Raw genomic sequence first — 21,419 nt, 5'->3', positions numbered from 1 at the left:
GATGCTCAGGGGACACAGCACAAGGAAGCCCCAGTTTATGCGCACCCATGCACAGGCCGTTGTGATCGGCGGCGGCGTTATCGGCTGCTCTATCCTTTACCATCTGGCGAAACTCGGGTGGACCGATGTGGTCCTGCTGGAGCGATCAGAGCTGACGTCGGGGTCCACATGGCACGCGGCGGCGAATATCCACGGGCTGCATGACATGACCAACATCAGCCGCATCCAGCACTATACGATGACCCTGTATAAACAGCTGGAGGCAGAGACGGGTCAGGGCTGCGGCGTGTTCCAGCCGGGATCGCTGTATCTGGCGCAGACAGAGGCACGAGAGCATCAGCTGCGCCTGCAAGCGGCCAAGGCGAAATACTACAAGATGAACTTTCACGAGGTCAGCCGCGACGAGGCAGAGCGCCTGCACCCGCTGGTGAACTTCGACGGGGTTCGCTGCATCATGTACGAACCCGATGGCGGCAACGTGGACCCCAGCGGCGTGACGCAGGCCTATGCTGCGGGCGCACGGGCGAAGGGTGCGGAAATCCACCGGTTCTGCCCTGTGACCGCGACGATCCAGCAGCCAGACGGAAGCTGGATCGTCGAAACACCGAACGGCAATATCCACACCCTGTGGGTGATCAATGCGGCGGGCCTTTGGGGGCGCGAGGTTGCGGCGCTGGCGGGGATCGAACTGCCGTTGATGCCGACCGAGCACCAGTATTTCGTCACCGAAACCATTCCCGAAATTGCGGCGATGGATCGGCGTTTACCTTCGGTGGCGGACCGCGATGGCGAGTATTATTTGCGGCAGGAAGGCAAGGGCCTGCTGGTGGGCGCCTATGAGAAGAACATGAAGTTCTGGGCCGAGGACGGCACGCCGCAAGGGTTCGGGCACGAGCTGTTTGCCGACGATCTGGGGCGGATCGAGGAGAATATGATGCGCGCGATCGACCGCGTGCCTGTGGTCGGCACGGCGGGGATCAAGCGGGTGATCAACGGGCCGATGATCTGGTCACCCGACAGCAATGTGTTGTTCGGGCCGCACCCCGATCTAAGGAATTATTTCTGTTGCAACGGGATCATTCCGGGGTTCAGCCAGTCGGGCGGCATGGGGTTGATGTCTGCCCAATGGATCATCTCGGGCGAAAGCCAATACGACATGTTCGCCTGGGAAGTGGCGCGGTTCGGCGACTGGGCCGACAAGGCGTTCACCAAGGCGCGGGTGCGCGACCAATACTCCAACCGGTTCAAGATCCACTTTCCGCACGAAGAGCGCGAAGCGGGGCGGCCAGTGCGGGTGCGCCCCGCTTATGCGGTGCAGGCGGCGATGGGCGGCGTGTTCGGCCTGAACTACGGGTGGGAGCATCCTCTGTGGTTCGCGGACAAACCCGGCGTGCTGGAAACCCACGGGTTTACGCGACAGAACTGGTTCGAGCCTGTGGGGGCAGAGTGCCGGATGCTGCGTGACAGGGCGGGGATCATCGATATCTCGAACTTTGCCAAATACGAGGTAAAGGGGGCGGGGGCAGAGGATTGGCTGAACGCGCTGTTCGCCAACCGGATGCCAAAGGCGGTGGGCCGGTCCTGTCTGACGCCCTTGATCGGGGTGAACGGCGGCATCGCAGGCGATTTTACCGTGACGCGTCTGGCGGCGGACGAATTCATGATCGTGGGGTCGGGCATGGCGGAACGCTATCACAAGCGGTTCTTCGATGCGCGGCCTTTGCCAGAGGGAACGCAGTTTGCGTCCAGAACCATTGATATGTGCGGTTTTAATGTTGCTGGCCCAAAAAGCCGTGAATTGTTGCAAGGTTTGACTGATACGGATTTGGCGACGTCTGCGTTTCCGTTCCTGCGGTCCGCGCGGATCAAGGTTGCGGGCCTGCCTGTCGTGGCGATCCGGGTGTCGTTTACCGGCGACCTTGGCTGGGAACTGCATTGCAATACCGACCATCAGGTGCCGTTGTATCAGGCGTTGCTGGAGGCGGGAAAAAAGTTTGGCGCAGGTCCTGTCGGTAGCCGTGCGTTGATGTCGCTGCGCGTGGAAAAGGGCTATGGCAGCTGGGGCCGCGAATATTCGCCGGAGTATTGGCCGCAAGAGGTGGCGCTTGACCGGTTGATCCGGATGGAAAAGGACTTTCTGAACAAGGCGGCCTGCGCCGCAGTGATGGACCGCCCCGCGCGCGAACAGTTGGTGATGTTCGAGATCGACGCAGTTGACGCGGATGCCACGGGCGGCGAGCCGGTTTTCACGCCTGACGGATCGCCGGTGGGGCGGGTGTCGTCGGGGGCTTACGGCTATTGCGTCGGCAAGTCGCTGGCGATGGGGTTTATCAAGGCGGGTGCGCTGAAGGCGGGCGACGAGGTCAGCATCGCCATTCTGGGCAGGCCGCATCGCGCGGTGTTGTTGCCAGAGCCGCCGTTCGATCCTAAGGGCGAGCGCCTGCGGGCCTAGGGCCAAAGATGGTGTCCCGGTGCCGGTCCAGATAGATCCGCAGCCAGGGGGTGAACAGGTCGGGTGCGGCGGCGACCTCTGCCGCCAGCGCCGGCAGAGTGATCCATCGCACGGCCTCGACCTCGTTCGGGTTCAGATCCCACGTCAATGTGGCAGGGGCGGGGGCAAGGAAAATCTCGACCAGCTCGTGCTCTGTCAACCCGCCGCCCACGTCCGCGCGATATTCAACGGTGTCGCGGTGCAGGGGGGCAAGGCCGGTGATGCCCAGCTCCTCTCGCAGACGGCGAACCGCGCAATCCAATGCCGCCTCGTTCCATGCCGGATGCGTGCAGCAGGTGTTGGCCCAAAGGCCGGGGGTATGGTATTTCGACAGCGCGCGGCGCTGGATCAGCACACGGTCGCCGGCCATGACAAAGACGGAAACGGCCTTGTGCCGCAGGCCCTTTTGATGAACCTTCAGTTTTTCGACGGGCGTCAATGTGCCGTTCACCCAGGCCGGAATCATATCGGTCATGTCATGCGTTCATGGTTGGTTCGGTCAGATACGGTGTGTTTGCGATGGCCTTTAACATGGTCGGTGGGGCGGGCGCGAACGGGTTTTTGGTGCGGGTTTACGCGTCGAAACGTCACGCACCAAGACGTGAGCGCTGTATCTTTTTGTTTCTGAACGAAAATATTGGCTGTGCCGCGTGTTTTCGGGCTATGCCACTTTCATCCTATTTGACTCTTGCTGCGTAAGATTATGTATAACAAGGAAATCGTATACCCCATGGAGATGTCTATGACCTCGAAATTTGCTCTTATCGTCGCGGCGACTTTGCTTGCCGCCCCTGCTTTTGCCGACAGCCATGCTGGATCGGGGGATCCAGAGGCCGGCGAGGATGTCTTCAAGAAATGCAAAGCCTGTCATTCGGTCACGGCCGATGACGGCACAGCCATTGTGAAGGGCGGAAAAGTTGGCCCGAACCTGTATGGCATCGCAGGCCGGACTGCGGGCGCGGTGCCGGGTTTCAAAGGCTATTCCAGTTCGATGGCGGCGGCCGGTGAAAAGGCCGTGGTCTGGGATGAGGTGAATTTTGTGAAATATGTTCAGGACCCAAGCGGCTTTCTGAAAGAGGCGACCGGCGATGATGGCGCCAAAAGCAAAATGGCGTTCAAGCTGAACAAAGGCATGGAAGACGTCTATGCCTATCTTGCCAGCGTCGGCCCGTCCTGATTCGGGCGCGCGCCCCTTGGCGGGCAGATATCTGAAACACTGATACAATGGCCCCTTCTGAACGTCAGTCGGGGCCTTTGATCGTTATCCGGGATCAGGCAATATCAACCAGCGCGCCATGCCCGCCGATGACTTTTGCGGCAAGATGCTTGCCTGCGTCCACCGCATCGCCCAATGACCCGCCCGTCAGATACGCCGCCAGAAATCCCGCGTTAAAGCTGTCGCCGGCGGCGGTTGTGTCCACGACTTTTGCATCGGTGACGGGATCATGGGTGGTGGTGACGCCGGTATCATGCGCCAGAATTTGGCCGCTGCCGTTCTTGACGATGACGATTCCTGCACCGCAGGCGGCATAGCGTTTTGCGGTCGCCTCGACCGATGTATCGGCAAAATAGCTCGCCTCGTCCTCGTGCGAGGGTAGAACGATGTCGGCGCGCATCGAGGCCTCGGTGACCGCATCGCACATGGTTTGGGTGTCGGGCCACAGGCGTGGGCGCAGGTTCGGATCGAACGCGACGGTGGCACCGTTCGCGCGTGCGGCGTCCAGCGCGGCCATCAGGGTTTTGCGGCCTTCAGCGTCGAGAATCGCCAGCGTGATGCCGGACAGGTATAGGACATCGGCGCCGTCAAACGCCTGTGCCAGATGCGCCGGATCTTGCGCCAACAGTCGTGCGGCACTTTGGCTGCGCCAATAGGCAAAACTGCGTTCTCCGTCTGTCAGCTCGATCAGGTACAGGCCCACTGTCCGGTCCGGTTCGCGCCGGATGTGCCCGGTTCCAATTCGGCTGGAGGCAAAGAAATCCACCATCCGGCTGGATATGGCGTCGGTTCCGACGGCTGTGACATAGTCGACCTGCCAACTGGCCGGCAACAAGCGGCGGGCATACCACGCGGTATTCAACGTATCGCCGGAGAACGCCATTTTGAACTGGTCTGCCGCAGAGGGGGCCAGTTCGACCATGCATTCCCCGATTGAAACCAAACGTTTGGTCATAGGTCTTCCTCCAGAAACCAAGAATGGTTTTCGGACCTTAACCGGTCAATGATCCCCTCTATCCGCGAGAGGTGCTCTCGCATGGATCTGGTGGCAGTTTCAACATCCCGCATTTTCATCGCGTTCAGGATGGCCTTGTGGTCGTCCAGCGCGGTCTGAGAGGCGAAGGACAATGACATAAACCGGACGCGGTCGGTGTGGGCCTTGTTTTCGCGGATGATGTCCCAGACAAAAGACAGCCCCGTACGATCGCAGATTTCCTTGTGAAACTGGTCATCCAACAGGTGGAACGCGCTTTTGTCACCGGCGTCTACGGCCGCTTGTTGTTGATCAAGCAGGGCGTCCAGCGCGGCATGGTCGGCCTCTGTCAGAACCTCGCAGCCTTTTCGGACCGTCTCGATTTCGATGGACGTGCGCACAAAACGGGCCCGCATCACATCGCGGGCCGAAATCTGGCTGACGGTGGTTGCCCGCTGCGGCTGGATCAACAGGAACCCCAACTTTGACAGGCGGTAGAAGGCGTCGCGCACCGGCTGCCGTGACACGCCCATCTGTTTTGCAACATCGGCCTCGGACAATTTCGACCCGGGGGGCAGTTCCAGCGACAGAACCTGACTGTGAAGGGCATCGAACACCTGATCGGACACCGAGGCCCTGACAATCGGCTCTATCGTGCGAAGCTGAAGGCTCTCTGACATATTTACTCCTCTAGGTGCGATTGACACATCCGATATTCTAACATACTAGATTATCCAGCCAGCCAGTTCCACTTTAATTTGTGGATCGGCTATGTCAAAGGGGGGATGTCGGCAATGGCGCAATTGGATCCGGACCGCTTGTTTCCGCTGGATGACCGCAGCAGATCAATCGCGCGGGCCTTGTATGACACCGTCAAGGCGCTTCCGATTGTCAGCCCCCATGGCCATACCGACCCGCGTTGGTTTGCCGAAAACAACCCGTTCCCCGACCCCGCCCAGTTGTTTGTCACGCCGGACCATTACGTGTTCCGCATGTTGTTCTCGCAGGGCATTCCGCTGGAACAGCTTGGTGTGCCGCGCGTGGATGGCGGGGCTACGGAAACCGACGGGCGCAAGATCTGGCGGGTGTTCGCAGAGAATTTCCACCTGCTGCGGGCGACGCCCTCGCAGATGTGGCTGGATCATGCGTTTCAGGATGTGTTCGGGCTGACCACGCGGTTGTCGGCCAGCACGGCGGACGCCACCTATGACCATATCGCCGATAGCCTGACCAAGCCGGAATTCCGCCCCCGTGCACTGTTTGATCGTTTCGCGATCGAGGCGATTGCCACAACCGAAAGCCCACTGGACGATCTGAAGTGGCACGAGATGATCCGCGCCTCTGGCTGGAAGGGGCGTGTCGTGACCGCCTATCGTCCCGACGCGGTGGTCGATCCCGAGTTTGCCGGATTTGCCGATAACGTCATGCAGCTGGGAGCATTGACCGGCGAGGATACGGGAACATGGGCCGGCTATCTGGCCGCACACCGCACCCGCCGGGCGTTTTTCAAAAGTTACGGCGCCACCTCTACCGATCACGGCCATGCTACGGCACGGACCGAGGATCTGTCGCAGGATCAGGCGGCGCTATTGTTCGCGAAGGCATTGCAGGGCTTGTGTTCCGCCGAAGAGGCGGATGCGTTCCGTGGCCAGATGCTGACCGAGATGGCGCGGATGAGCCTTGATGACGGGCTGGTCATGCAGATCCATCCGGGGTCGTATCGCAACCATTCGGCCCCGATGCTGGCCCGCTTTGGCCGCGACAAGGGGTTCGATATTCCGACCCGCACCGATTACGTCCGCGCGCTGAAACCGCTGCTGGACGCGATGGGGACCGACCCGCGCCTTAGCGTGATCCTGTTCGGTCTGGACGAGACCGCTTATTCCCGCGAACTGGCGCCCCTGGCCGGTGTGTATCCCGCGCTGAAGCTGGGTCCGGCATGGTGGTTCTTTGACAGCCCCGAAGGCATGCGCCGCTTTCGCGAGGCGACAACGGAAACCGCCGGCTTTTACAACACGGTCGGGTTCAACGACGACACCCGCGCCTTTTGCTCGATCCCTGCACGACACGACGTCGCGCGGCGGGTGGACTGCGCCTATCTTGCGACGCTGGTCGCGACAGGGCGGCTGGCAGAGGATGAAGCATTCGAGGTCGCACATGACCTTGCATACCGGCTTGCAAAGCAAGCGTACCGGCTCTGACGGGCCATTCTTTGGGAGGAGATAAACAATGAGCTATGTAAAGACGATTATGGCGGGCCTTCTCGCCAGTGCCGCGATGGCAACGGCTGTGACGGCCTGCGAAGTGACGCTTCGGTCGTCCGACACGCACCCCGATGGTTATCCGACGGTTGCCGCCGTCAATGCCATGGGCGCGATGCTGGAAGAGCGGACCGACGGGCGCGTCTGCGTCGAGGTTTTCCATTCTGCCCAGTTGGGCGAGGAAAAAGACACTATCGAGCAGACCCAGTTCGGTGTGATCGACCTGAACCGCGTCAGCCTTGGACCGTTCAACAACATCATCGAAGAAACCCAAGTGCCGTCGCTGCCCTATATCTTCCGTTCGGTGGAGCATATGCACAATGTGATGGACGGCCCCATCGGCCAGCAGATCCTTGATGCGTTCAGCGATCACGACCTGATCGGTCTGGCCTTTTACGACGGCGGCTCGCGCAGCTTTTACAATTCGGAAAAGCCGATCAGATCGATGGCCGACCTGAAGGGCATGAAGTTTCGCGTGATGCAGTCGGATATGTTCGTCGACATGGTCAGCGCGGTGGGCGCCAATGCGACCCCGATGCCTTACGGCGAGGTGTATTCCTCGATCCAGACCGGCGTTATCGACGGTGCCGAGAACAACTGGCCGTCCTATGACAGCTCTGGCCATTTCGAGGTCGCGAAATACTACACGCTGGACCAGCATCTGATCGTGCCCGAAGTTCTGGTGATGTCGAAAAAGTCCTGGGACAAACTGACGCCAGAGGATCAGGTGCTGGTCAAGCAGGCGGCGGTTGATTCCGTGCCGGTAATGCGCGATCTCTGGGTTGCTCAGGAAAAGGCATCCGAGGACAAAGTCCGCGCTGCGGGCAGCGAAATCATCACCGACATCGACAAGACCCCGTTCATCGAGGCGATGGTTCCCGTCTACGAGAAATATGTCACTTCGGACAAACTGAAGGACATGGTCAAGCGCATTCAGGCGACTGAATAGGCTGGCATCCGGCCCGCAGGGATATCCTTGCGGGCCGTTTCAATGAATGGGGGGCGGGCGTGCAAGATCAAATGAAAACCGTGGCGCGGGCGACCAGCGTCCTTGCGCAGACCGCGTTGTGGGTCGCGGGCATCGGGCTGGTCATGATGACGGTGTTTATCGCCGCGCAGGTGTTCTGGCGTTATATCCTGAACGATAGCCTGCCCTGGACCGAACCCGCATCGGTGATGATCATGGGGTGGTTCATCTTTCTGGGCGCCGCGGTCGGTATCCGCGAAGGGTATCATCTGTCGTTCGACATCCTGCTGTACGTCATTCCCGAACGAGCGAAACTGTTCCTGCATTCCCTGTCGGACCTTGTTGTCGCGGGCTTTGGCTGCGGCATGGTCTGGTTCGGCTGGGAACTTGCCGCAAAGACCGCTGGCAACAAGCTGCCCAGCCTTGGAATTTCGGGCGCGTTCGATTTCGTTCCCATCGTTGCGGGCGGCATTCTGGTGATCCTGTTCTCGGTGGAACGGGTCGCGCGCCGCGCCGCAGGACTGCCGACCGCCCGGTTTGGCGAAACAGAGCTGGAGGATTGATCATGGAACTCTGGGTTCTGTTCGGAACATTCGTATTTCTTTTGCTGATCGGCACGCCGGTCGCCTTTTGTCTGGGTGTGTCCAGCTTTGTCACGGTTGCCTATCTGGGACTGCCGCCGGTCGTTGTTTTCCAGCGGTTGAATTCCGGCGTGTCGGTATTTGCATTGATGGCGATCCCGTTCTTCATCTTTGCCGGTGATCTGATGGTGCGGGGCGATATTGCGCGGCGGCTTGTGGCGTTGGCCGGTGCCATGGTCGGCCACCTTCGGGGCGGGTTGGGGCAGGTTAATATTCTGGCCTCTGTTATGTTCGGGGGCGTGTCCGGTTCCGCCGCAGCCGATGCAAGCGCTGTCGGCGGCCTGATGGTGCCGCAGATGAAAGAGCGCGGTTATGACGTGGACTATGCGGTGAACATCACGGTTGTGGGGTCGATCATCGCCCTACTTATTCCGCCGTCGCACAACATGATCATCTACTCGATCTCGGCGGGGGGGAAGATTTCCATCGCCGACCTGTTTACCGCAGGCATCATCCCCGGCTTTATCCTTGCGCTGTCACTGATGTGCGCCGCCTGGTATGTGGCCCGCAAGCGCGGTTACCCGACAGAGCCGTTTCCGGGGGGGCGTGCCCTGCTGCAAATCCTGGCATCCGCAGCCCCTGGTCTGATCCTTATCGCGATCATCTTCGGTGGCGTCCGGTCGGGTATCTTCACCGCCTCGGAAAGTTCGAATATCGCGGTGGTCTATGCGATGCTGGTCACCTTCTTTGTCTACCGGTCGCTTAGCTTTCACGATTTCATCGAGGCAACAAAGGCTGCGGTGCGGACAACGGCGATGGTTCTGATGGTCATCGGATGCGCTGCATCCTTCGGCTGGCTGTTGGCCTATCTCAAGGTGCCCACCTCTATGGTGCTGCTGCTTCAGGGAGTGTCGGACAATCCGATCGTGATCCTTTTGTTGATGAACGTCGTGCTGCTGATCCTTGGCACCTTTATGGACATGTCTCCGCTGATCGTTATCACCACGCCGATCTTCCTGCCGGTCGCTGTGGCCTTCGGTATTGATCCGGTCCACTTTGGCGTTATCCTGATCCTGAACCTTGGTATCGGCCTGTGCACGCCACCCGTGGGGGCTGTGCTGTTCGTGGGCTGTGCGGTGGGGCGCATTCCGGTCTGGCAGGCGGTGCGCACCATCGGGCCGTTCTATGGCGCGGCCTTCGCGACCCTGATGCTGGTCACCTATATCCCCTCGCTGTCGCTTTGGCTGCCAGCCCTGTTCCACTAAGGATACCCCATGCTGAACACATTTCCCGCTGTCGCCGCCGACCCCGGTGTCATCCGTAAGGTTCTGTCCGAGGCACCGGAGCTGATGGTGGTGTCATTTACCTTTGACGAAGGCGCCCGCGGCAAGCTTCACCATCATCCGCATATCCAGTCCACCTATGTCCAGTCGGGGCAATTCGTTTTCACCGTTGCGGGCAAGGAAATCACCGTTGGGCCAGGCGACAGCTTTGTCATCCCGTCCAATGCCGAACACGGCTGCCACTGTGAAAAAGCCGGTGTTCTGATCGACACCTTCACGCCGCGCCGCGACGACTTTCTTTAAAAGGATACCGTTATGCTGACCGTTCAAACCCGTTACGCCATTGATCCGAATGCCGCCAAGGCGATGGACACGACCGCGCTGCGCGACAATTTCCACATCGGCGACCTGTTCCGTCAAGGCGAGGTGCGGCTGGTTTACAGCCACTACGACCGGATGATCGTCGGGGGTGCCGTTCCTGCGGGCAAGTCCCTGACGCTGGACGAGGTAAAGGAATGCGGCACGCCGTCGATCCTTGACCGTCGCGAAATGGCGGTGGTCAATATCGGGGACGACGGAACGGTCACGGCGGGGGGCGAGACGCACGCCTTGTCAAAGGGCGATGTGCTGTATCTTGGCATGGGAAGCGGTGCGGTTGAATTTACCGGCGCGGGTCGGTTCTATATCCTGTCCGCGCCCGCCCATCGCGCCTTTCCCGCGCGGCTGATCCCGATCGCCGAGGCCAAAAAGCTAGAGCTTGGCGAGGCGCAAAGCAGCAACAAGCGGACCATCAACCAGTTCGTCCACCCCGATGTGATGGAGTCCTGCCAACTGGTCGTTGGTTATACCCAATTCGCGCCCGGATCTGTCTGGAACACAATGCCCGCCCATGTGCATGATCGCCGGATGGAGGCCTATCTGTATTTTGATCTGGCCCCCGATGCCCGCGTCTTCCACTTTATGGGAGAGCCGGACGAGACCCGCCACCTGCTGATGAAGAACGAGGATGCGGCGCTGTCGCCGCCCTGGTCGATCCATTGCGGCGCGGGCACCGGTGCCTACACGTTCATCTGGGCGATGGCGGGCGACAACGTGGATTACCGCGATGTCGAGATGGTCAGCATGGAGACATTGCGTTGAACGCTTTCTCTTTGGCGGGGCGCACAGCGCTTGTGACGGGGGCCAATACCGGCATCGGGCAGGCCATCGCGGTGGCACTGGGCCGTGCGGGTGCCAATGTGATCTGCGCCGGGCGTTCGTCCTGTGCGCAAACCGTCGGGCTGATCGGCAACGCCACGGAACTGCGCCTGGATTTTGCCGACCCTATGGCGGCGCGGGATGTTTTTGCAGACCGCCAGATCGACATTCTGGTGAACAACGCCGGGATCATCCGCCGCGCCGATGCTGTTGATTTCAGCGAAAGCGACTGGGACGAAGTGCTGGACGTAAACCTGAAGGCGGTGTTCTTCACCTGTCAGGCCTTCGGCAAGGCGGCCATTGCCCGTGGCGGCCCTGCTGCGATTGTGAACATTGCCTCGCTTTTGTCGTTTCAGGGCGGCATCCGCGTGCCGTCCTACACCGCATCCAAGCACGGCGTCGCGGGCATCACCAAACTGCTGGCCAATGAATGGGCGGCAAAGGGGATCAACGTGAACGCCATTGCCCCCGGTTATATCGTCACCAACAACACCGACGCCCTGCGCGCGGATCCGGCCCGCAATGCTGCCATTCTGGACCGCATTCCGGCCGGTCGCTGGGGCGAGGCGGACGACATCGGCGAGGCAGCGGTTTTCCTTGCATCGCCCGCCGCGAAATACATTCACGGCACTGTTCTTAACGTAGATGGAGGCTGGCTTGCCCGCTGAATTTCCACGCCTGACGGCATCCGGCCAAAACCGCCCCGGCCTTGGCATTGTCCATCTTGGGTTGGGCGCGTTCTTTCGGGCGCATGGCGCGGTCTATATCGCCGAGGCGATGGCGGCCTCGGGCGGGGATTGGGGCATTGTCGGTGTCAGTCTTCAAAACCCGACCATGCGCGACGCGCTTGTGCCGCAGGGCTGCGCCTATACCGTTCTGACCCTTGGGCCGGACGGCGACGTGCCGCAGGTGATGAACGCGGTGCAGGATGTTCTGGTCGCGCGCGAGAACCCCGAACAGGTTCTGGGCCTGCTGGCCGATCCGCGCATCCGTATTGTCACGCTGACCGTCACTGAAAAAGGCTATTGCCACGAACCTTCGACAGGTGCGCTGAACCGGACGCATCCCGATATTGTTCACGATATCGCCAATCCGCTGCCTGTGTCGGCGCTTGGCTATCTGGTGCGAGGGATGCAGCGTCGGCGCGACGCCGGCCTGCCGCCCTTTACCGTTATGACCTGCGACAATCTTCCTGAAAACGGTTCTGTGGTGCGGGGCGTGGTTCTTGACCTTGCCCGCGCGATTGATCCTGCGCTTGCCGACTGGATAAAGACCAAAGGGCGGTTCCCGTCGACCATGGTTGACCGGATCGTTCCTGCGACAAAACCTGGCGATATAGATAGGCAGGCGCGGATGACTGGCCAGCTTGACCTTGCGCCCGTCATGGCAGAGCCATTTCGGCAGTGGGTTGTCGAGGATAATTTCGTCAATGACGCCCGCCCTGATCTGGGGGCTGTCGGTGTGCAACTGGTGCCCGACGTGACTGCGTTCGAGCATATGAAGCTGCGGATGTTGAACGGCACGCATTCGTCGCTTGCCTATCTGGGGTATCTGGCGGGCCACGAGACGATTTCCGACGCGATGGCCGATCCTGTGTTTCAGGCCTATGTCCGGCGGCTTTGGGCGAACGAGATCATTCCCGCGCTGACCCCGCCTGCGGGCGAAGACCTGAACGCCTATGCGGAGGCGCTGTTCAAGCGGTATTCGAACCCTGCCATTCGCCACAGGACGTGGCAGATCGCGATGGATGGCAGCCAGAAGTTGCCCCAGCGGATTCTGGGAACGCTGACTGACAACCTGAAGGCCGGGCGTGCAAGCCCCGGTCTGATCCTGGCTGTGGCGGCGTGGATGCGGTATGTGGGCGGTGTAGACGAAGGCGGCAACCCGATAGAGGTGAAAGACCCGCTAGCGGCGCGGCTGCGTGCGGTATCTGACGGGCAAAGTGATGCAGGCGGCAAGGTTGCGGCGCTGCTGTCCCTGTCCGAAATTTTCCCATCCGACCTTGCCCGCGCGCTTAAGCCCGAATTGACAGAGGCCTATCTTGCGCTTGTCCGCAGTGGCGCAAGGCGCACAATAGAGGGGGGCGCGGCATGATCGAAAGCTGGCGCTGGTATGGCCCATTCGACCGCATCGGGCTGGATGAAATCGCACAGACCGGTGCCACGGGCATTGTGACTGCCCTGCACGAAATCCCTTACGGCGAGGTCTGGCCGCGTGCCACCATCGCGGCGCGGCGCGACGGGATCCGCAAGGCGGCGCCGGGGCTTGACTGGAACGTGGCGGAAAGCCTGCCGATCCATGAGCGGATCAAGCGCGGCGAGGGCAATCTTGTCGCGCTGTTTGCCAACTATCGGCAATCCATGGCGAACCTTGCCGCCGAAGGCATCAAGGTGATCTGCTACAACTTCATGCCGCTTCTGGACTGGACCCGAACCGACCTTCAGTCGCCGGTCAGGCGCGGGGGCACCTGTTTGCGGTTCTCGTCGCCGCGCATGGCCGCGTTCGAGGTGCATATGCTGAAACGCGCCGGGGCAGAGGCCGATTATCTGCCGGAAACCCTGACCGCTGCCGCGATCTGGTTCCAGCAATCGTCAGAGGCCGACCGCGACGCGCTTTTGTCGTCGATCATGTCGGGCTTGCCGGGGGCCTATGACAGGTATGATGTTGACGGGCTAAGGGCGGCGTTGACGCTGTACGAAGGGATTGGCCGCGCCGAACTGCGGGCCAACTATGCGCGGTTCCTGCAAGAGGTCGTGCCGACCGCTGAAGAGTTGGGAATGCGCCTGTGCGTGCACCCTGACGATCCGCCGCGCGACATTCTCGGCTTGCCGCGGATCGTGTCGAACGCGGAAGACATCGGCTGGATCATGGGCGCGGTGGACAGCACGGCGAACGGTCTGACGCTGTGCTCCGGCTCTTTGGGGGCGAACCCGGCCAATGATGTCCCCGCCATCGCACGGCAGTTCGCGCCGCGCATTCATTTTGCACATTTGCGCAATGTCACCAAAGACCCCGACGGATCATTCGAGGAGGCGGCGCATCTGGACGGGGACACCGATATGGTCGATCTGATCGCGGCGCTATTGGCCGAAGAACGCCGCCGCAATGAGGCGGGCCGCGCCGATTGGGCCATCCCGTTCCGCCCCGATCACGGGCACGAGATTTTGTCGGATGCAGACCGCGATACCCATCCCGGCTATCCTTTGGCGGGCCGGATGCGGGGTCTGGCAGAGTTACGCGGGGTGATCCGCGCATTGTCCCACCCGAAAGTGTCCTGGGCCTAGATACGTGCCTTAAGCCCGCTTAGAATGGATCGCAGGCGCAAAGGCTGAAGCGGTTTGTTCAGAACGACCACGTCGTCGGCCTTTGCGCGGACCACAAGTTCGGCGGAATGATCCGCCGTAATCAGCACGGCGGGAATGCTGCCGTAGCGGATGCGCAGCGCTTTGATGGCCTGAAGGCCGTTCAGGCCCTCGTCCAGATGATAGTCGGCGAGGATGACATCGGGGGTCACGCCGAGTTCGCTGATGACGCGGTCGGCCTGTTTCAGGTTTGCCGCCTCGATCGGGCTGGCGCCCCAACTGTCCAGCAACATCGTCATACCCAGCCGCACAGAGGTCTCGTTTTCGATGATCAGGGTGATCATATCCGTCAGATCTGCCGATTGCGATTGCGGGCGGCGGGGCGCGGGCGCATGCCCATCGGTCTTTGGCATGTGACAGGGCACCGTGACTGTGAACTTTGTGCCATACCCTTCGGTGCTTTCAAGTTTCAGATCGTGTTGCAGCAGGTCACAGGCGCGGCGCACGATGGCCAGACCCAGACCCATGCCATGGCTGCTGTCCTTTTGCCGGGTCAGCCGGTGGAATTCGTGAAACACGCGCTCCTGCTGGTCTGCGGGAATGCCGGGACCGGTGTCATGGATCTCTATCTCGACGTTGGTGCCGCGTCGGCGCACGCCGATCAGAACCTTGCCGCTGTCCGTATAGGCGATGGCATTCGACGCAAGATTCTGGATGATCCGGCGCAAGTAGGCCGCGTCGCTTTCGACATCCAGTCCGCAATCAATCACTGAAAAGCTTAGCCCTTTTGCCTTGGCGATGGCCTGGAATTCTTCCTCCAAGGGGCGCAAAAGCCTGCTGAGCGGAAAGATGGAAATGGTGGCAGAGGTGCCCGCATCCAGCTTCGAGATATCAAGCAGCGCGCCCAGTATCGTCTCGACGCTGTCGAATGCGCTTTTGATGCGGCTTGTGATGATCTCTTGTCCGGCCAGAAGCCTGGTTTCTTCAAGCGAGGAAATGAACAGTTTAGCCGCGTTCAACGGCTGAAGCAGGTCGTGGCTGGCAGCGGCCAGAAATCTGGACTTCGACGTGTTTGCCCGCTCTGCCGCGTCGCGCGCCTGTTGCAGTTCGGTGGTGCGTTCGACGACACGGTGTTCCAGGGTCTCGTTCGCCTCGTGCAGGGCCACGGTGGTTGCGCGTTCGGACGTCACATCGGTAAAGCTGATCACAAAGCCGAAATCGGGGGTCATCTCGCAAAAGACATCAAGAATGATGCCGTCCAGTCGGCTTAATTCCAGCCTGAGAGAGCCGCTTTTGCGGCGCTGGTTGACCCATTCGACGACCTTTTGCGGCCTCTCTTCGGACCCGAATATCCGCGACGAATTGAAATACTCGACAAAACTGGCAAAGCCGGTGCCGGCGCGCATCAGCTCCATCGGCGGCGACATGAGGACGTGCAGACGATTGTTCCACCCCGCCAGCCGGTCCTCTGCGTCAAAGATACAGACCCCCTGATTGATGTGGTCCAGTGTCGCGCGGACGATCCTGGCCTGATCGTCCAGCAGCCTTTCGCGTTCCTGCCGTTCAAGGCGCACCATGTCGGTGACTTCTGTTTGCAGGACCGCAGTGCTGCCGTTCGGCGTGCGCTGTTCGCTGACTTGAATCCAGCGATCCCCGCGCAGTTGTACGATGAAATTCGCATGGGCCAGATTGTGTTTCAGAACCCGCGCCGCGCGCCATGCTGCGGGGGTCATGCCGTCGGATAAAACCAGCGAGGAACTGGTCGAGATCAGGTCGATGTAGCGATGAAAATCAAGACCCGGGGCAATGTGGACGACCACATCGGGGAACATTCGGGCAAAACGGCTGTTCGTCATGATCAGGCGTTGTTCCGCATCGAACAGGGCAAAGCCCTCTTTCACGGCTTCCAGCGCGCCGGAAAGATCCTCTCGGGCTGTTTCCGCCTCTTGCTTGGCATCGGCCAGCCGGCCCTTAGACTGGTTCAACTGCGCCAGCGCGTCTTCCAGATCCTTGGTGCGGGCGCGGACCTGCGCCTCAAGCGCGACGGCGGTTTGGAAGTGTGAATAGCTGTTGAACCCGTCGCTGCCACCGGACTCGACCCGCTGCATCAGGACATCGACAATGCGCTGAAGCTTGACATTCTGGCGTGCCAGAGAGTCGTCCGGGTTCAGGATCGAAACGATGGATTGCGCGTCAGTCATCAATCGCTGCCGGAGGATAGATCGCGACGCCGGTGAATGTCTGGTTGACGTGCAGCATGTTGAATTGCTCGCCGTAGGTGTTGAAACCTATGACGTTGTAATCGGTCATGATGGCCGAGATTTTACGCTTGGCCTGACGCTGGTCAATCTCGAGCTTGCGCAGGATACATTCGCAGGCAACGATTGCGTCGGGGCGACCGTTCTGGGACAATTTCGCCAGTTCCCGTTCCAGATGCAGCACGATGTCCTCGGACTTCGCGACCGTCAGAACCAGCCCCTCGTCGATCGCACTGAAAAACCGCAGGTCGCCGTTGTCCTCGACCTTCTGGATGGCGCGGACGTGATATTGGCCGCCGACCTGCACCATCACCGGGCTGGCCGCAAAGACGAAGGGCGAAAGCTGACCGGGGTCTTTGCCCACCATCCGCGCGTATTCGGCGGCTGCGGGTTCGGCGTTGATCTCGCTGACCAGACGCTTTTCGGGGTCGGCCCTGGTCACGACCATGCGGGTCGCGGTCGGCCCGAAGTGATCGAACCGAAAGACCTTGATCGGGCATCTTGTGCGGAACACCGTCAAAAGCGAGGCATGTTGATGGAATTGCCCGTTGGCGAAAACGGCGGTCTCTTTAAAACTGAGCCCGTCGCCGGCAGAGCCGCCGAACAACGGAACCATCCCCAGCGCCGGATTGACCAGCGAGACAACGCGGTCTTCGTTTCGGGCAAGCCCGTCATTCAGCAAAAACGCGAATTCATTGCCCCAATCGGGCTGTTTGCGGGCGACTTCGTTCAACTGTTCCAGCACCACCTCTGTCATACTGGGGTCTCTTGTGGTTCTGGGTTCGACAACAAACCGCGTCGCAGCGCAAAAGCAGTTGTCCGGAAAGCCGACAGCAACCATGTGCCCGTCTTTGACGCCAAGGGGTGTGATCTCTCCGGCGGTTGTGCAGCCGATGACGGGCGTCGACCCGAAGATCGTATTGATCGCCTGTGCGGTATCCGGCCGGAAATAGGCTGGTGACAGAAAGATCGTCACCAACGCAAACTTTGCGTTACCCAGTTGAGTGTGAATGTCACGCACCGCATCATACGGATCCGGGGCACCTGACGATGCCCGTCGAACAACACTCCCAAATCCGGACAACGCCCCAACAGGATCAACCCCCCCTGTCAACGCCGCCTCCCATGCCAGATTTTCAAACCCTTTAATCCAGTATACCCGTATTCAGGATCGTGTCGAACCTTGCTTGTTGCGCAACCAGAACCGCCTGCGTCCGGCTGTGCACGCCCAGCTTTCGCAGGATCGCCGTCATATGCGCCTTTACGGTTGTTTCGGCGATCGACAGGTCATAGGCGATCTGTTTGTTCAGTTTACCCTCGCAGATCAGGCGCAGAATGCACGATTGTTGCGGAGTCAGGGTGACCAGCCGCGCAACGGCGTCGCGGTTGTCTTTCTGCATCATGCTTTCATCTGGCGCGACATAGTCATCGGGGGTGTACGATCCCCCGTTCCAGATGGTGGCAAAGGCCTGCGTGATCGTGTCTTTTGGTGAATCTTTCGGGATGAAACCGGCGGCCCCTTCGCGCATCACCATGGTGATCATCGCGTTTTCCGACAGCGACGACACGACGACGACCGGTGTGTCGGGCCTGGCCATTTTCAGCCGGACCAACCCGTCCAGCCCATCGACATCAGGCAGATTGAGGTCAAGCAGGATCACATCCGGCGATAGCCCGCCCTGCAACTGAAACAGGGCATCCTGCAGATTGTTCGCAACAGATATCCGATCGACCGCCAGACCGTTCCGCAGGGTCATCGACAACGCCTCGCAGAACAACGGGTGATCGTCGATCACCAGAACATTCCGCAGCTTCGGGCATATGGGCGTAGCGGCAACGTGCATTGTTGGCGGCTTTCGTATTGGAAGTCCTTAAATCCTAGCACATCGTTGGGGGCAGGGCAGTGCGACTAAAGCAGTAGATGCGAATATCGCCGATGTGCTGGCGCCGCGCGCTAAAAGCATGGTGACAAAATTAGAACATATTCCAGCGCTAGAAAAGCCCGGAACTTTGGCTAACCCAAGGGTTGTGTTAATAGTATGGTGTGGCGGTCTTTTCGGTTCGGCATTTTGCCAGTCGTTTGACCCGTCGCGCTGATCGCATTTCAACCCGCCCCGAGGGTTGTCTGTTTAAAGAGTCATGATGTTTTCAAGTCTGCCCGCAGCCGCGTTGATCGTCGGTTGTGGTTGGCTGCGTCACACAGGCGCCCTCTCGATCAAGCGGAAGGCACGACTATCATGCGACACATCGGGCGGGCATTTTTTGCGGGTGGGGGCAGTGTGCGCACAGGCGACAGCGATGCCCGGCCCAGTGTCGAAAATCGGCTGTCCGGCACGGCCCGCCGCCCCGGGTTTTTCCGAAACGAGGACGGTGCCGTCACTGTAGAGTATGTTGTCGTGGTCTTTGGCGCTGTCGCGCTTTCGCTGGCCATTGTCGCATCCGTCAGCGGCGGCGTATGGTCACTTTCCCGCGATATCGGTGATGGTATGCACGATGCGAACTTCGACTTGAGCGGTTCTGCAAGTGGTTCGGGCGATAGCGGCGACAGCGGTTCGGATGGCGGCGGCTCAGGCGACAGCGGAGCGGGCGATAGCGGGAATGGCAATGGCGACGACAACGGTGGCGACAACGGCGATGCTTGCACCGGGAATTGCGGTGTCGGCAAAGGCAAAGGCGGCGGGAACGGGACCGAAAACGAAGGAAAGGGAAAGGGTCACGGCAAGAGCGACGGTAAATACAACTATTGATCGCACAGCGCGAAATCCCTGAATTTCCCCAACTTTTGGGCAAATAGGTGTTCGGTCTATTTGAAGTGCTCCGGCAAAACTGGGCAGCGTGCCAAGATGTATCTAATCATGAAGACAGGATACACAGGTGATGACGAGACGTAGATTTTCAGGCAAGTTTTAGGCCACACTAGCGCTTGAGGCGCTGCGTGGTGACAAGACCGCGCAAGAGTGGACCTGTCACGCTTTAGCGCCGCTCCAAGTGCTCGTTTAGGCCACTTTCCGTTCGAAGGCGACAGGGCTTTTCCAACCCAATGCTAAGTGTCGTCGGCGTGGATTGTAGAAGCCATTGATGTATTCGAAGATTGCCATTTCAGCCTGCCGCCGGGTTTCCCATGACCGTCGCCAGATCAGCTCTGCTTTGATGTTCTTGAAGAACGTCTCGACTGCCGCATTCTCTGTCGGTGTGATGGATGCAGCCCTTGGGCGGAGCTCGGAAGGCAATGGCCATTTTCAGGACCCTGATCGCCAGATCACGCTTCATCCGGTTGCTGACAGCCCAACCGATCACGCGGCGGGAGTGCAGGTCGAGGATCACCGCGAGATACAGCCACCCCTCGCGGGTCCAGATGTAGCTGATGTCGCCCGCCTGCTACCCGGCAATGGTTTGCCTGCAAACCATGAGAGGGCATTTCTGGTTCGGCCCGGCCGCACTGAAGTCGTGTTTCAGCAGGTCCGGGGCGATGTTGAACGTGTGATCGCTGTCGGTGGTCGCCTTGAACTTGCGCGTTCTTTCAACGGAGATCCCGTTGTCACGCATCCATTGCCCGGCAGGCGACTGCGAAGCATTCTGCCGAGAGGGGGCGTCCGACACGCCCCCTCTCGCGGTTTGCAGGCAGACCGCTGCCGGGCAACGGATGGCCCACATCGATGCCGACTTCCTTCAGTTCCTCCGTCATCCGTGGGCGGCCATAGGGTTTGGATCGTAAAGAGGTGTTCCGGGACGTCATCAAAGGCCGCGATCGTCACGGTGTCCCCGATTGTAAGCTTGAGGTTGTCCATGACGGTTACCCCGCCCGAGAGAGCAGGATGGCAAGGACGATGCACAGGGTGACCTCCCCCTTCCAGCCAAGGTTGAAGGCGCGTCGCTTGATTGAAAAGTGGGCTGATACTGGATTGACGATCAAGGCCCTCAGGACCCAGATGACTGCGGTAGGCAACATGATGAAACTCCTTTTATGACATCATTTTAGATGCATGGAATTCCTCAGTTTTCTGGGTAGGGGGGCTGTTGTGATAGGGGCAATTTAGGCCATTGCTGCATCCATCATGCTGACAAATTCACGAGCATCGGAAAAATAATTTCGAAATCCAAATCGAACACTTTCCGGGTCGTCCGCCGCGACAAGAACGACATCAACGCCATCTGACTTTACTCTTTCCAGCTCAAAATATGCCTTGATAGCCGCCCGGAAATCTGGGTAGGTTCGGACTTCCGTTCCATCGGAGCCCTCGTTAAAAATGAGCAAAGTGTGCTTACTAAATGAAAACTCCGCTTGAGATGGCTGTACACCCACAAGCGTCCGCAGCATACCATGCTGACCCTCAAGCACCAAAAACTCGCTCTTGAGCTCCACATCAGTCAAATTCAGCTGCCGAGATGCAGTAGGCTCGAAATGACGGGCCAAGATTTCGCTCGCGAGGATGAAGTACCTTAGATAATCTTCAGGAGCATTCGAGAACTTCCCGTGATTATCAGTAAAATTATCACATATTTCAACTGCCGTTGCCCAAGCATGTTGGACCCGCGTCCGATACTGGATCTCGATGTGTAAGCCATTCCATTTTTCACCACCCACAGCTCGGCTTGGCCCAGACTGCTTCGCACGATATTCGAATACATCATGAATTCCCCTGTATCCCGAGGCCTTGGGGGTTTCTATGTAATTATATGCATCCACTTTGGAACCGTCGTGACGGGCTTTCTGTCGCCGTTTATGGTAAAATCTTGAACGATTAAAAGCACTTCTGAACTTGTACAAGCTCTCTAGGTCATCAAAAATTACGCGGCAACCTACTACATCATGCACGGTCATAGCAAGCCGAAGTCCAGCCCATTCGCCAACACCTCCCAGTCATCTCGCTTATTGTCCTCCTTAGAGCC

Annotated in this window: 20 protein-coding genes and 1 pseudogene; 12 read left to right on the top strand and 9 right to left on the bottom strand. The window is 59.6% G+C overall.

Annotation, left to right across the window (positions count from 1 at the left end; translation table 11 throughout):
* The first annotated feature begins 37 nt into the window (after window positions 1–37).
* The gene (locus ACEN2R_RS06660; protein WP_442040486.1) at window positions 38–2,452 is read left to right on the top strand and encodes a GcvT family protein; all 2,415 of its coding nucleotides are present in this window, start codon (window positions 38–40) and stop codon (window positions 2,450–2,452) included.
* On the opposite strand, the gene idi is transcribed toward ACEN2R_RS06660, so the two are convergent.
* Window positions 2,427–2,966 (bottom strand): isopentenyl-diphosphate delta-isomerase, encoded by a 540-nt coding sequence (gene idi, locus ACEN2R_RS06655; RefSeq protein WP_442040484.1) that lies wholly within the window; start codon window positions 2,964–2,966, stop codon window positions 2,427–2,429. The two genes, ACEN2R_RS06660 and idi, sit on opposite strands and share 26 nt — an antisense overlap.
* A 267-nt stretch (window positions 2,967–3,233) precedes the next feature.
* Between idi and ACEN2R_RS06650 the strand changes: the two genes are divergently transcribed.
* Window positions 3,234–3,668, top strand: coding sequence for a c-type cytochrome (locus ACEN2R_RS06650; RefSeq protein WP_442040482.1), 435 nt, complete (start codon window positions 3,234–3,236; stop codon window positions 3,666–3,668).
* 94 nt (window positions 3,669–3,762) lie between these two features.
* On the opposite strand, the gene ACEN2R_RS06645 is transcribed toward ACEN2R_RS06650, so the two are convergent.
* Window positions 3,763–4,662, bottom strand: a complete 900-nt coding sequence (locus tag ACEN2R_RS06645; RefSeq protein WP_442040480.1) for a sugar kinase — start codon at window positions 4,660–4,662, stop codon at window positions 3,763–3,765.
* Window positions 4,659–5,360, bottom strand: coding sequence for a GntR family transcriptional regulator (locus tag ACEN2R_RS06640; RefSeq protein ID WP_442040478.1), 702 nt, complete (start codon window positions 5,358–5,360; stop codon window positions 4,659–4,661). The genes ACEN2R_RS06645 and ACEN2R_RS06640 overlap by 4 nt, the downstream gene beginning before the upstream one ends.
* A gap of 114 nt (window positions 5,361–5,474) precedes the next feature.
* Here ACEN2R_RS06640 and uxaC point away from each other — a divergent pair, with 114 nt between their 5' ends.
* The 9 genes from uxaC to uxuA are packed head-to-tail and all read left to right on the top strand — an operon-like array spanning window position 5,475 to window position 14,253.
* Window positions 5,475–6,881 carry a glucuronate isomerase gene (gene uxaC, locus ACEN2R_RS06635; RefSeq protein ID WP_442040476.1) on the top strand — a complete coding sequence of 469 codons (1,407 nt, stop codon included), beginning with the start codon at window positions 5,475–5,477 and terminating at the stop codon, window positions 6,879–6,881.
* Window positions 6,882–6,909: 28 nt separating this feature from the next.
* A complete protein-coding gene (locus ACEN2R_RS06630; protein ID WP_442040474.1) occupies window positions 6,910–7,890 on the top strand; it encodes a TRAP transporter substrate-binding protein in 981 nt (326 codons plus the stop codon).
* A 59-nt stretch (window positions 7,891–7,949) separates the two neighbouring features.
* Window positions 7,950–8,471: a TRAP transporter small permease gene (locus tag ACEN2R_RS06625; RefSeq protein WP_442040472.1), complete on the top strand. Its 522-nt coding sequence runs from the start codon at window positions 7,950–7,952 to the stop codon at window positions 8,469–8,471.
* 2 nt (window positions 8,472–8,473) lie between these two features.
* Complete coding sequence (locus ACEN2R_RS06620; RefSeq protein ID WP_442040470.1) at window positions 8,474–9,754, top strand: TRAP transporter large permease; 1,281 nt, start codon at window positions 8,474–8,476, stop codon at window positions 9,752–9,754.
* A gap of 9 nt (window positions 9,755–9,763) precedes the next feature.
* Window positions 9,764–10,075 carry a cupin domain-containing protein gene (locus ACEN2R_RS06615; RefSeq protein WP_442040468.1) on the top strand — a complete coding sequence of 104 codons (312 nt, stop codon included), beginning with the start codon at window positions 9,764–9,766 and terminating at the stop codon, window positions 10,073–10,075.
* A 12-nt stretch (window positions 10,076–10,087) separates the two neighbouring features.
* Complete coding sequence (gene kduI, locus ACEN2R_RS06610; protein ID WP_442040466.1) at window positions 10,088–10,912, top strand: 5-dehydro-4-deoxy-D-glucuronate isomerase; 825 nt, start codon at window positions 10,088–10,090, stop codon at window positions 10,910–10,912.
* Window positions 10,909–11,637 carry a 2-dehydro-3-deoxy-D-gluconate 5-dehydrogenase KduD gene (gene kduD / locus ACEN2R_RS06605; RefSeq protein ID WP_442040464.1) on the top strand — a complete coding sequence of 243 codons (729 nt, stop codon included), beginning with the start codon at window positions 10,909–10,911 and terminating at the stop codon, window positions 11,635–11,637. The genes kduI and kduD overlap by 4 nt, the downstream gene beginning before the upstream one ends.
* Window positions 11,615–13,063 (top strand): mannitol dehydrogenase family protein, encoded by a 1,449-nt coding sequence (locus tag ACEN2R_RS06600; protein WP_442040462.1) that lies wholly within the window; start codon window positions 11,615–11,617, stop codon window positions 13,061–13,063. The genes kduD and ACEN2R_RS06600 overlap by 23 nt, the downstream gene beginning before the upstream one ends.
* Window positions 13,060–14,253 carry a mannonate dehydratase gene (uxuA, locus tag ACEN2R_RS06595; RefSeq protein ID WP_442040460.1) on the top strand — a complete coding sequence of 398 codons (1,194 nt, stop codon included), beginning with the start codon at window positions 13,060–13,062 and terminating at the stop codon, window positions 14,251–14,253. The genes ACEN2R_RS06600 and uxuA overlap by 4 nt, the downstream gene beginning before the upstream one ends.
* On the opposite strand, the gene ACEN2R_RS06590 is transcribed toward uxuA, so the two are convergent.
* The 3 genes from ACEN2R_RS06590 to ACEN2R_RS06580 form a co-directional block, all read right to left on the bottom strand.
* Window positions 14,250–16,472, bottom strand: coding sequence for a PAS-domain containing protein (locus ACEN2R_RS06590; protein ID WP_442040458.1), 2,223 nt, complete (start codon window positions 16,470–16,472; stop codon window positions 14,250–14,252). The two genes, uxuA and ACEN2R_RS06590, sit on opposite strands and share 4 nt — an antisense overlap.
* The gene (locus ACEN2R_RS06585; protein ID WP_442040456.1) at window positions 16,465–17,505 is read right to left on the bottom strand and encodes an FIST N-terminal domain-containing protein; all 1,041 of its coding nucleotides are present in this window, start codon (window positions 17,503–17,505) and stop codon (window positions 16,465–16,467) included. Before ACEN2R_RS06585 ends, ACEN2R_RS06590 begins: the two co-directional genes overlap by 8 nt.
* 169 nt (window positions 17,506–17,674) lie before the next feature.
* Window positions 17,675–18,373 carry a response regulator gene (locus ACEN2R_RS06580; RefSeq protein WP_442040454.1) on the bottom strand — a complete coding sequence of 233 codons (699 nt, stop codon included), beginning with the start codon at window positions 18,371–18,373 and terminating at the stop codon, window positions 17,675–17,677.
* 393 nt (window positions 18,374–18,766) lie between these two features.
* On the opposite strand from ACEN2R_RS06580, the gene ACEN2R_RS06575 reads away from it, so the two are divergent.
* Window positions 18,767–19,276 (top strand): hypothetical protein, encoded by a 510-nt coding sequence (locus ACEN2R_RS06575; RefSeq protein WP_442040452.1) that lies wholly within the window; start codon window positions 18,767–18,769, stop codon window positions 19,274–19,276.
* A gap of 249 nt (window positions 19,277–19,525) precedes the next feature.
* Here the strand turns inward: ACEN2R_RS06575 and ACEN2R_RS06570 are convergent.
* From ACEN2R_RS06570 to ACEN2R_RS06560, 3 genes and pseudogenes are all read right to left on the bottom strand, one after another.
* Window positions 19,526–20,229: pseudogene (locus tag ACEN2R_RS06570) on the bottom strand (DDE-type integrase/transposase/recombinase); the annotation flags it as partial.
* Between the two features lie 93 nt (window positions 20,230–20,322).
* Window positions 20,323–20,478 carry a hypothetical protein gene (locus ACEN2R_RS06565; protein ID WP_442040450.1) on the bottom strand — a complete coding sequence of 52 codons (156 nt, stop codon included), beginning with the start codon at window positions 20,476–20,478 and terminating at the stop codon, window positions 20,323–20,325.
* 84 nt (window positions 20,479–20,562) lie between these two features.
* Entirely contained in the window at window positions 20,563–21,351 is a 789-nt protein-coding gene (locus tag ACEN2R_RS06560) for a RelA/SpoT domain-containing protein (protein ID WP_442040448.1), read from the bottom strand.
* Between the last annotated feature and the right edge of the window lie 68 nt (window positions 21,352–21,419).

The organism is Pseudogemmobacter sp. W21_MBD1_M6, from assembly GCF_052119585.1.
Classification (GTDB): Bacteria; Pseudomonadota; Alphaproteobacteria; order Rhodobacterales; family Rhodobacteraceae; genus JBGQOJ01.
This window is presented reverse-complemented; position numbering and strand designations above follow the sequence as displayed.

Bases quoted from the DNA above. Each gene is read 5' to 3' on its own strand.
- ACEN2R_RS06590 (WP_442040458.1), bottom strand. From the start codon at position 16,472: ATGACTGACGCGCAATCCATCGTTTCGATCCTGAACCCGGACGACTCT.
- ACEN2R_RS06615 (WP_442040468.1), top strand. From the start codon at position 9,764: ATGCTGAACACATTTCCCGCTGTCGCCGCCGACCCCGGTGTCATCCGT.
- ACEN2R_RS06575 (WP_442040452.1), top strand. From the start codon at position 18,767: ATGCGACACATCGGGCGGGCATTTTTTGCGGGTGGGGGCAGTGTGCGC.
- ACEN2R_RS06620 (WP_442040470.1), top strand. From the start codon at position 8,474: ATGGAACTCTGGGTTCTGTTCGGAACATTCGTATTTCTTTTGCTGATC.
- ACEN2R_RS06660 (WP_442040486.1), top strand. From the start codon at position 38: ATGCGCACCCATGCACAGGCCGTTGTGATCGGCGGCGGCGTTATCGGC.
- ACEN2R_RS06580 (WP_442040454.1), bottom strand. From the start codon at position 18,373: ATGCACGTTGCCGCTACGCCCATATGCCCGAAGCTGCGGAATGTTCTG.
- ACEN2R_RS06565 (WP_442040450.1), bottom strand. From the start codon at position 20,478: ATGTTGCCTACCGCAGTCATCTGGGTCCTGAGGGCCTTGATCGTCAAT.
- uxuA (WP_442040460.1), top strand. From the start codon at position 13,060: ATGATCGAAAGCTGGCGCTGGTATGGCCCATTCGACCGCATCGGGCTG.
- ACEN2R_RS06630 (WP_442040474.1), top strand. From the start codon at position 6,910: ATGAGCTATGTAAAGACGATTATGGCGGGCCTTCTCGCCAGTGCCGCG.
- ACEN2R_RS06650 (WP_442040482.1), top strand. From the start codon at position 3,234: ATGACCTCGAAATTTGCTCTTATCGTCGCGGCGACTTTGCTTGCCGCC.
- uxaC (WP_442040476.1), top strand. From the start codon at position 5,475: ATGGCGCAATTGGATCCGGACCGCTTGTTTCCGCTGGATGACCGCAGC.
- idi (WP_442040484.1), bottom strand. From the start codon at position 2,966: ATGACCGATATGATTCCGGCCTGGGTGAACGGCACATTGACGCCCGTC.
- ACEN2R_RS06600 (WP_442040462.1), top strand. From the start codon at position 11,615: ATGGAGGCTGGCTTGCCCGCTGAATTTCCACGCCTGACGGCATCCGGC.
- ACEN2R_RS06640 (WP_442040478.1), bottom strand. From the start codon at position 5,360: ATGTCAGAGAGCCTTCAGCTTCGCACGATAGAGCCGATTGTCAGGGCC.
- ACEN2R_RS06645 (WP_442040480.1), bottom strand. From the start codon at position 4,662: ATGACCAAACGTTTGGTTTCAATCGGGGAATGCATGGTCGAACTGGCC.
- ACEN2R_RS06560 (WP_442040448.1), bottom strand. From the start codon at position 21,351: ATGACCGTGCATGATGTAGTAGGTTGCCGCGTAATTTTTGATGACCTA.
- kduI (WP_442040466.1), top strand. From the start codon at position 10,088: ATGCTGACCGTTCAAACCCGTTACGCCATTGATCCGAATGCCGCCAAG.